Source organism: Paucihalobacter ruber (assembly GCF_006494535.1).
Taxonomy (GTDB): domain Bacteria; phylum Bacteroidota; class Bacteroidia; order Flavobacteriales; family Flavobacteriaceae; genus Paucihalobacter; species Paucihalobacter ruber.
Window position 1 is genome coordinate 438,305 of the sequence record NZ_VHIQ01000004.1, and the last position, 8,357, is coordinate 446,661.

Genomic DNA, 8,357 nt, shown 5'->3' on the forward strand with positions numbered 1-8,357 from the left:
TGTATGATCGGCAGCATACTAGTCATTGAGATTTATCGATAATTGAGATTTCCACTTCTAATTTTAATATCAGTAATTAAATTTAAAATCACTTTAAAAATCAAAATTTCACGATTAGTTAGGAGTGGCATTGATAAGATATGAAAATGATTTCTTCATGCCGTTAATATTATCTTTTACAGTTTAATGATTAGTAAAGTTTCTCAAATCTTTATTAGAACCATAAATTACTAGAATATCATCCTTTTCTAAAATGGTATCGGGTGATGCTACACCTTGTACTTTATTTTCGTTTCTGGTTTTGCCTACAATACTGTTCACTTCTTCTTTTCTAATAGTAGTGAGCGCTAAAACGTTGAATTTTCTTCTTAGCTGTAGCTCTCTTATGGTTTTACCCGCATATTTATCGGGAATGTTGATTTCAAGAATACTAAAATCATCGCTTATTTCAAACGAATCAACAACATGAGTTAAACAAAGTTTTTTAGCCCAGCGTTCGGCAGTTTCTTCTTCAGGATGCACTATTTCATCAACCCCTATAGCTTTTAGTACCTTTTCGTGTAGTGGATCTATGGCGCGACTAATCAATCGTTTTACTTCTAAATTTTTAAAGATAGCTGTGGTCATGATGTTAGCGCCCTGATCTTCACCTATGGCAATAATTACCACATCGGTTTCTTTTAACGGCAGTCCTGAGACGGTAAATTCGTCGGTAGCATCCATACAAATGGTATGCGAAATTTTTTCTTTAAACGCATCTACCTTAATCATTCTATTGTCAATTCCAATAACCTCATTACCCTGTGATGTTAGTTTTTCGGCTAAAGAAGCGCCAAAATTACCCAAACCTATAATAATGTATTTCATACCGTTTTATTTTTTGTTATTTGATATCATATGCAACACACTTTAAATCATTATGTTGTGAGATTAAAATTAATAATGGATGTTGCATCTGTTGATAGTTAGTTGATAGTGATTTCTTCGCTTGGATAGCGATAATTTATATGTTTTACCTTTCTAAAAACGGCTACAATAATCGACAGCATACTTACTCTGCCAATAAACATAACAGCCGTAACAATTAATTTACCCATGTCGCTTAAGTCGCCTGTAATACCTAAACTTAATCCTACCGTACTGTAAGCCGAAAAACATTCAAAAGCAATATTTAACAAACCTTTTTCCGGATCTGAAATAGTGATGAGAACAATACCGGTTCCAATCACTATAAGTGATAAAGATATGGTAGCAAAAGCTCTTTTTACCGAAATATCGGCAATTTCTCTTCTAAAAACTTCAATTCGCTGTTTGCCTTTTGCCAAACTTAAAATGTTAAGCGTAGCTATGGCAAAAGTGCTGGTTTTAATACCGCCACCGGTTGATGCCGGCGAGGCGCCAATCCACATTAACAAAAAGGTAAACATAATGGTTGGAAAGGCAAGTGCGTTCATATCAACCGAGTTAAAACCTGCCGTTCTTGGTGTTGCGGCACCAAATAAAGCGTTTACCAGCTTCCCGAAAAACGAATGTTCGGCTAAAGTGTTGTTGTATTCAAACACTAAAAACAAAACAAAAGCAACTGCTGTAAGGCTTAAAGTAGTTACCAACGTAATACGACTGTTAATGTTTAGTACCCAGGGTTTATGGATTCTTACTTTTGAATTAAAACGAAAAATATTAGTGATTTTATGTTTAATATAGTTGATTAAATTCACCACAATTGGAAATCCCAAACCACCAATGATGAACGTGGCAATTATAGTGAGTTGTAAGGCATAATTAAATCTAAATCCTGTTTCGTAAATACTATTGCTTAGCGTTGAAAAACCTGCGTTACAAAAGGCAGATATGGCATGAAATACCGAGAAGTATAACTTATCTGTAAAATTGCTGATTAAGGATTTATCAAGCGAAAAATAAATAAATACTGCTGCGGTAAGTTCAACCATAGCAGTAATAACGATAATGTTTTTTAGGGTACTAAATACATCACCTAATTTTTGCGAATTAGTCATTTCGCTTAAGGTTAACTGATTTTCGTAAGTGCTGCCACCTTTAAAAAAATAACTAAAATAACTGGCAAAAGTTAAAATTCCCAATCCGCCAATTTGTATTAAAAATAAGATGATAGATTGGCCAAATGTTGTAAAATAAGTGCCGGTATCAACCACAATTAAGCCTGTAACACATACAGCACTGGTTGATGTAAATAAAGCGTCTATATAACTAATGCCATCATGAGTTGCTTTTGGTAACAACAATAATAATGAACCCAAAAATATAATGGTTAAAAAACTGAGTATAAATATTTGCGCCGGATTAAAGTAGGTCCTGTTTAAGTTGAGCTTTTGTACTGAAAATTCTCTAACAAATGTCAATACTACGGCTAAAATAACCCAAAGCGGATTTTCTAAAATTAAATCGGTTTTAAACGCCTCTCCTACAAATAGATACATATAAAAAATGTAAAGCGTATAGGCAACCGAAAGCATATCAAATACTGCTACTTTTCTCTTAAATAATGTTATATTTTCAAAATACCTTGCAAAAGTAGACGCCAAACCTAAGGCAATCACAATAAAATAAAAACCATCTACAACTTGCTGAACCAAAGTGGCTTTTGAAAACCCAAAGTCAAAAATAAAGGCAAGAACACCTATTAAACTTGCCCAAAATGCAATTTTGTATAAAATTTTTAAGCGGTGATTCATTTAACAAAAATAGTTTTTTTGTGAAGTGCTTTCAAAATAATCGCTTAAAGATTAATGTTTACCAATTTGTTCCGAAAATCTAATGGCAATAGAAGAACCAATAATAAAATTGTTATGAGTGTTAGTACCTGAAGTTTCAAAAATTGGGTCCTTACTGTTTAACCATCGTCCTTCCAGTCTACAAATAATGTTTTGATGGGGTACATAATCTAAATTAAAAGAAACTCCTGTTGTTTGAAAACCGTTTGGTGTACTTGTTGGAATAATAACTCCTGTTTGATCTCGGTAGTATTCTGCTCTTACTGCGGTTTTCCAGTTTTGGTTAATGCTGTACTGTGTTATTAGAACCGGACTTAACCACAGATCATAATCTGAGCTTCCTTTTGAACTTTGTTGGGCTCCAATATCAAAACCGGCAATTAATTGCCATCTATCAGACAGTTCAAATTGTCCATATAAATTGTTAAAGTAACGTAGTCTTCTAGTAATATCAGGATCATCTGTTCCAAAAAATGTGCTCCAATTAAGTGTTATTTCATCGTTTGCATTATAGGTTAGTTGAGTCCCAAATGATAGGTGCGAATTACCTTCTAAACGTTGAATGCGTTGCCATCCGTTTAGCAGTAGTAAGGCTATTTCCCATTTCTTATTAGGATTATAAGTTAGTTTGGCACCCGTTAAAAAGTAAGGTGAGTTTTCGGCTAAGAGCGAACGTGTTAAAGTTAAATTATCTATAGATACAGCACTTTCAAAGCCAATATGCGATGGCAATACCCCTACGTCTAACCATAAATTATTCGATTTATTCAATGAAATGCCAATATTAGCTTCAAAAATGTTTTTTAAAAGTCCCGGTTCAGCAATATAATTATCATTGGCATAGGTGCCCGTTTGCAAGGCAAAATTGGCTCTGTATTTTGAGTGATCAACAACAAATTTTACAAAAGCCAGATTAACATTAAATTCGTTATGTCTATTATGGTTAAATAAAAAGTCTTGTCTGTTGGTGCCTTGTGGTTGATTAAAGTCGTATACATAAAAGATATCTGTAAAACCTGATATGTTGATACCGGGTCTTTGTTGCCAGGTGCTATCGCTTTGAGCTGAGATATCTGTGCAGAATAAACAAACACTTAAAAAGAACAGCCGTTTAAATTGTTTTTTTAAATTCATTTTTAAAAAACTTTTTATAAAAGGGAAATATAATAGAAAAGGTCGTGATATTTTGTTATTAAATGGTGTCAAAATAAAGAGATAGCTCGTAGGTTGATGAAAATACTATGTTCGTTCAAACACCAAATCCAGACCGTCAACCTAAGAGATGCCTAAAATCATTTGTCCGTTGATATTCAATATGCTGAATTAGTTTCAAATATAATAAAACAACTTATTAAAGCTAAGTGCAAATTCTTAAAAATATATGTTTGGTAAATTCCTTTGGTAACAGTTCAATATTTAATCTAAAACCCCAAATGTTCCTCAAACCATCCAAAAAACTGCCTCATGGGTTTGTTATCATTAAATCTGTAACCCAAATGCATTAAAAAATAAGCTTGTTGCCTACTAAACTGACCGGCCTCGTTGTTGGTATGGTTAAAATTTCTCCAGTTACCCGAAATACCAAAAAACCAGCGGTAATCGTTATACCCCATTCCAAACTCCGGTTCTACAGCAAAAATGGTATTGTTAAAGGTTAAATCATTTCCATTAGTAATTTCGTATGCCGCGTGATTATATCCCAAACCGGCAAATACTCCTAAGGTGAGATACCACTTTTGTGAGGTAACAAAGGTGTGTAAATAGCCCAGTTGTGCCGTTATATCTACGCTCTCAAAATCGGTAGCAGTGCCCGTTGATTGTGGCGGAAGATTCGGATTTACAACACTGTAAGCGTATCTTAAAGTGGGAATAAAACTACCGGCACTTGTAAGTTGCCGCTCGGTTTGTGCATAATGTGCTCTGTATGAAAAATTGTTGTTAGCGATGTAAAACGTACTGCCTTGTAGCATGGTTAAAGTAGTACTATTGAGTAAATTTTGGTCTATAATTAAGCTGTTGCTGTCACGATTTCGGTTGACAAAACCTTGATTGTATAACAGTCTTAATTCCTGACGCCATTGGTCTGAATAAAAAAAGTTTAAACTAACGCTGTACGATGTAGCTGATGAGTTTTGTACCACATTACTCTGTAAAAAATCGGGCGAAAAAGACGCTTCAATGGCAATCCACTTATAATCAAGAGACAGACCTAACAAATATTGACCCGCAGGTATCAAATCAATAACCTCATTATTGGTTAAAGACCTAAACTGAAAGTTGGATTCGTTGGTTGTAATAAAGCTTTTAATAATGATATTTTCAAAATAATTCACCCTGTATTGTGGATCATATCCTTTGAGATCAGCATGTTTTTGTTGCATATCCTTATCATAGTCACGCATGGGCTGCCCTGTAATCTGACTAAACCAGATAAAGGCTAAAAAAAAGTTGATTAAGTTAAAGTTTGAAACCGAATTGCGCGCTATTTTGATGGCTGTCATTTTAAAAGAAAAGGAATTGGATTCTGAGAATAGTTATAATAGCCATCGCACAATTGATTATAACAAATCTACAAAATAAATCAAGGGATTAATACCTCTTCTACCTGCTTTAAATTTTTAAATAAAAAAATATTGAAGTTATAACCCACCTTATCAAACTTGTAAAGCACCACATAACACAAAAGCCAAAAATGTTATAAAACAACGACAAACGGTCTCATCATAGGCTAGTCTGCTTTTAGCTCACAACAATGAGTTTAATCTCTTTTAACCCAAGTTTGTTGAAAACTCACCCCATTATCGGTGAAGTTGAAAGTGAGTTCTGTAAAGTTATTATTCATCAAAAAACCATAAGTAAATATCTGGTTATTGGATGGTTCAAATACAATGGTGTCTGAATTTAAATCTACAGTGAAAATACCGCTATAAACATTATTTGTATCTTCTGTATAGACGTACATGCCTATTAGATCATCCTCGTTCTCATCCGTTCTAAATTCAATTAATTTGCAGCATTTTGGCAACAAGTCCATTATATTACCATTCATCACTTCACTATTAATTTCCCAGCGACCCAGTAATCCGGTTTCATTTAAACTATCATCAATAATTTCTAAATCATCACCGCATTGAAAAGCCATTAATAAGGGTAACAACAGCAGAAATTTAAAATATTTCATAGGGCAACACCTTTTGGGTAAAAATAAATAATGCAGCATAAGAAATCAATCATATAGCGTTGCCAAAATGTTAAGACACGGTAAATAGAAAGGCTTTAAAGTTAGCTATTGTTAACAATTCCAACCTAGAAGGCAACGTATTTTTGTTGGATAGAATACTTTTTTTTCTATAGAATTTTATGGCCGGTCATTAGTTGGTCAAGGGTGCTTGTATGGTGACGTGGCATCCCGCAGGGTGCTATACATCTTAAGTTTGCTTTTTAATTCAGTTATTTGTTGCAAAACGTTTTTATTCCGTAATAATTATTCCGCTAATCATTTCTTTTTCAGTTGGTTTTTCGAACCAATTTTCCATAAAATCAAAATTTTCTTTACTTACTTCAAATTCGAAAGTAGCACCTTTTTCATCATTCCTTTTCATTACTCTTTGAAATCTGGTTTCTTTTGAGATATCCAATAAATGAGTTTTCAGTTCAAATCCGTTCTCATGGGCAAATTTTCTAAATTTTTCCCTATGCTCGAATTTTGATAATCCCAAGTCCAGAATTGAGTCAGTTTTTGAATTTTCCAACTGCGTTACTAGTTCCATTATCATTTTTTCAGCCCGATCTATTCTTTCTAAAAACCATTCCAAACCGTCATCAGCTTTTTTGTCGGCAAGGAATAATGTCTTATTCCACTTGTCAATTGAAAAAATAATTCCGTTTGATTTTCTTTTCAATTCGGTTGAGTATGTCGTTTTTCCAGAACCTGTATTTCCAACTATTAGGTGTATCATTTTGTTTTTCAAATGTGTGCTAACGGTCTGAATAAACGCCTGTTTTAATGGCGTTTATTTTTTGTTAGCATCAGTTTTTGGCTGTTGTTGCGTAGAGCAATGTATTCCACCTCCGTCCCAATTCTGAGGCATGAAGTCAAGAAATACGATTTTACGACTAGGGAATTGCTTTTTAAAAATCTGTTCGACCTCTTTCTCTCTTTTTTCAGAGGTGCCCATTCTAGTATATGTTGGTAGAATTACCAAGCCATTAGTGACCAGATAGTTCATATAACTTGCTGCAGGTATTCTCAATAATGTGTCTCCTTCTTGCGGTCTTTCAGACGGAATAAACCAACTAGGAGCTAAATCAAGTGAATTCTCAGAAAAGTCTATATTTTCTGTAGCTATAATTTTCTCAGTGATAAGTTCTGGCAATGGGACCTTTACAATGGTAAATGGCTTGCCATCCTGATCGGTAGAACTTTCAAGAATCCTAAGATTCTCACTCATTCTTTCATAGTTTATTGCATTTATAGGATTTAAATCCTTTTCATCTTCGTCAACCCAAGCCAATAGAATCGTGCTGGGATCTGAAAATCGCACAAATTCGTCTGAATGTTGCACACCTCCACCGACATAATTGTCAACAATCCTTCTATAAAAACCATTTGGATCATCTGCTAAGCTTTGTTTGAGCCAAATGATATTTGAGACTCCAAGAACCCTCTCAAACTCCTTTTCAATTTCTTCTTTAGTACGATTGGGATTTCTATTGAATACAGCACTTTCACATATAATGAGAGTTCCTTTCCCATTCACTTCGATATTGCCTCCCTCATGTACAATACTCGTTTTTTTTATAACAGCATTTTCAACTTTTGCCATTAGACTGTCAACCATAGCTGTTTTAGGGTTAATTCTTAGTGCTGAGTATTTGCGAATGCTATCAACATTACCCGCATGCATTAATCGCAAAAATTCGGGAAGGCCATATTGATCAAAGCCAAAATCTGCAACACCTAATTCACCTTTTTTATTGACTAAAAATGCTGCACCATAGTCACGAATCCAATATTGATCCCCTGGTATAACGTGAAATTCTAGTCTGCTACTATCGACCTTTTGAAGACTCAGATATTTCTTTGCCACCTGTAACAGGCTATCTGATGATACAGCAATTTTAACTTTTACTGTAGGTGTAAGCGTCTTTATTAACTCAGCAATCCCCTGATGAAATTGTGTGTTTTTTCTTTCTCTCCAGCCTAGCCAAATAGCATCGTGAGTTTCCCATTCGGCCGGCATATAAAACGCTGCGTCATCAATGCCTTGATCACCATTTTTTTGATTGCAACTAAAAATGGTAAGTAGAATAGATATGGTTAAAATATATTTCATTGTTGATGATTTTATTGATCCTAAAGAGATTGGCTATGGTTTGTTGCGTGTCTCGGCACCCGATTTAGCAAATAAAAACTAGATAGAAAATCCGCTAGGATTTTCGTAAGTAGGCGATAACTAGCCATAAATTATACATGTCTTAAGTTTACAATTCATTAATTTTAGTACTTAATCAGAAAGAACAAAAGAGCGGAATAAGGTTACTATACACGGTGAAGTATTAAACTTCGACAACATTGATAATCCCCGCTCTTTTACTACTAAA

The 8,357-nt window shown here is 34.2% G+C and carries 7 protein-coding genes; all 7 read right to left on the reverse strand.

Going from position 1 to position 8,357, the window contains the following annotated elements:
• Positions 1-183 precede the first annotated feature (183 nt).
• The 7 genes from FJ651_RS10490 to FJ651_RS10520 all read right to left on the reverse strand — a co-directional run bounded on the left by FJ651_RS10490 (position 184) and on the right by FJ651_RS10520 (position 8,089).
• A complete protein-coding gene (locus FJ651_RS10490; RefSeq protein WP_140990464.1) occupies positions 184-867 on the reverse strand; it encodes a potassium channel family protein in 684 nt (227 codons plus the stop codon).
• 98 nt (positions 868-965) lie between these two features.
• Complete coding sequence (locus FJ651_RS10495; RefSeq protein WP_140990465.1) at positions 966-2,714, reverse strand: TrkH family potassium uptake protein; 1,749 nt, start codon at positions 2,712-2,714, stop codon at positions 966-968.
• Between the two features lie 51 nt (positions 2,715-2,765).
• Positions 2,766-3,887, reverse strand: a complete 1,122-nt coding sequence (locus FJ651_RS10500; protein WP_140990466.1) for a porin — start codon at positions 3,885-3,887, stop codon at positions 2,766-2,768.
• Between the two features lie 287 nt (positions 3,888-4,174).
• Positions 4,175-5,254: a DUF4421 family protein gene (locus tag FJ651_RS10505; RefSeq protein WP_140990467.1), complete on the reverse strand. Its 1,080-nt coding sequence runs from the start codon at positions 5,252-5,254 to the stop codon at positions 4,175-4,177.
• 257 nt (positions 5,255-5,511) lie between these two features.
• Positions 5,512-5,934: a hypothetical protein gene (locus tag FJ651_RS10510; protein WP_140990468.1), complete on the reverse strand. Its 423-nt coding sequence runs from the start codon at positions 5,932-5,934 to the stop codon at positions 5,512-5,514.
• A 289-nt stretch (positions 5,935-6,223) separates the two neighbouring features.
• Positions 6,224-6,712, reverse strand: coding sequence for an AAA family ATPase (locus FJ651_RS10515; protein ID WP_140990469.1), 489 nt, complete (start codon positions 6,710-6,712; stop codon positions 6,224-6,226).
• 54 nt (positions 6,713-6,766) lie between these two features.
• Positions 6,767-8,089, reverse strand: a complete 1,323-nt coding sequence (locus FJ651_RS10520; RefSeq protein WP_140990470.1) for an agmatine deiminase family protein — start codon at positions 8,087-8,089, stop codon at positions 6,767-6,769.
• Between the last annotated feature and the right edge of the window lie 268 nt (positions 8,090-8,357).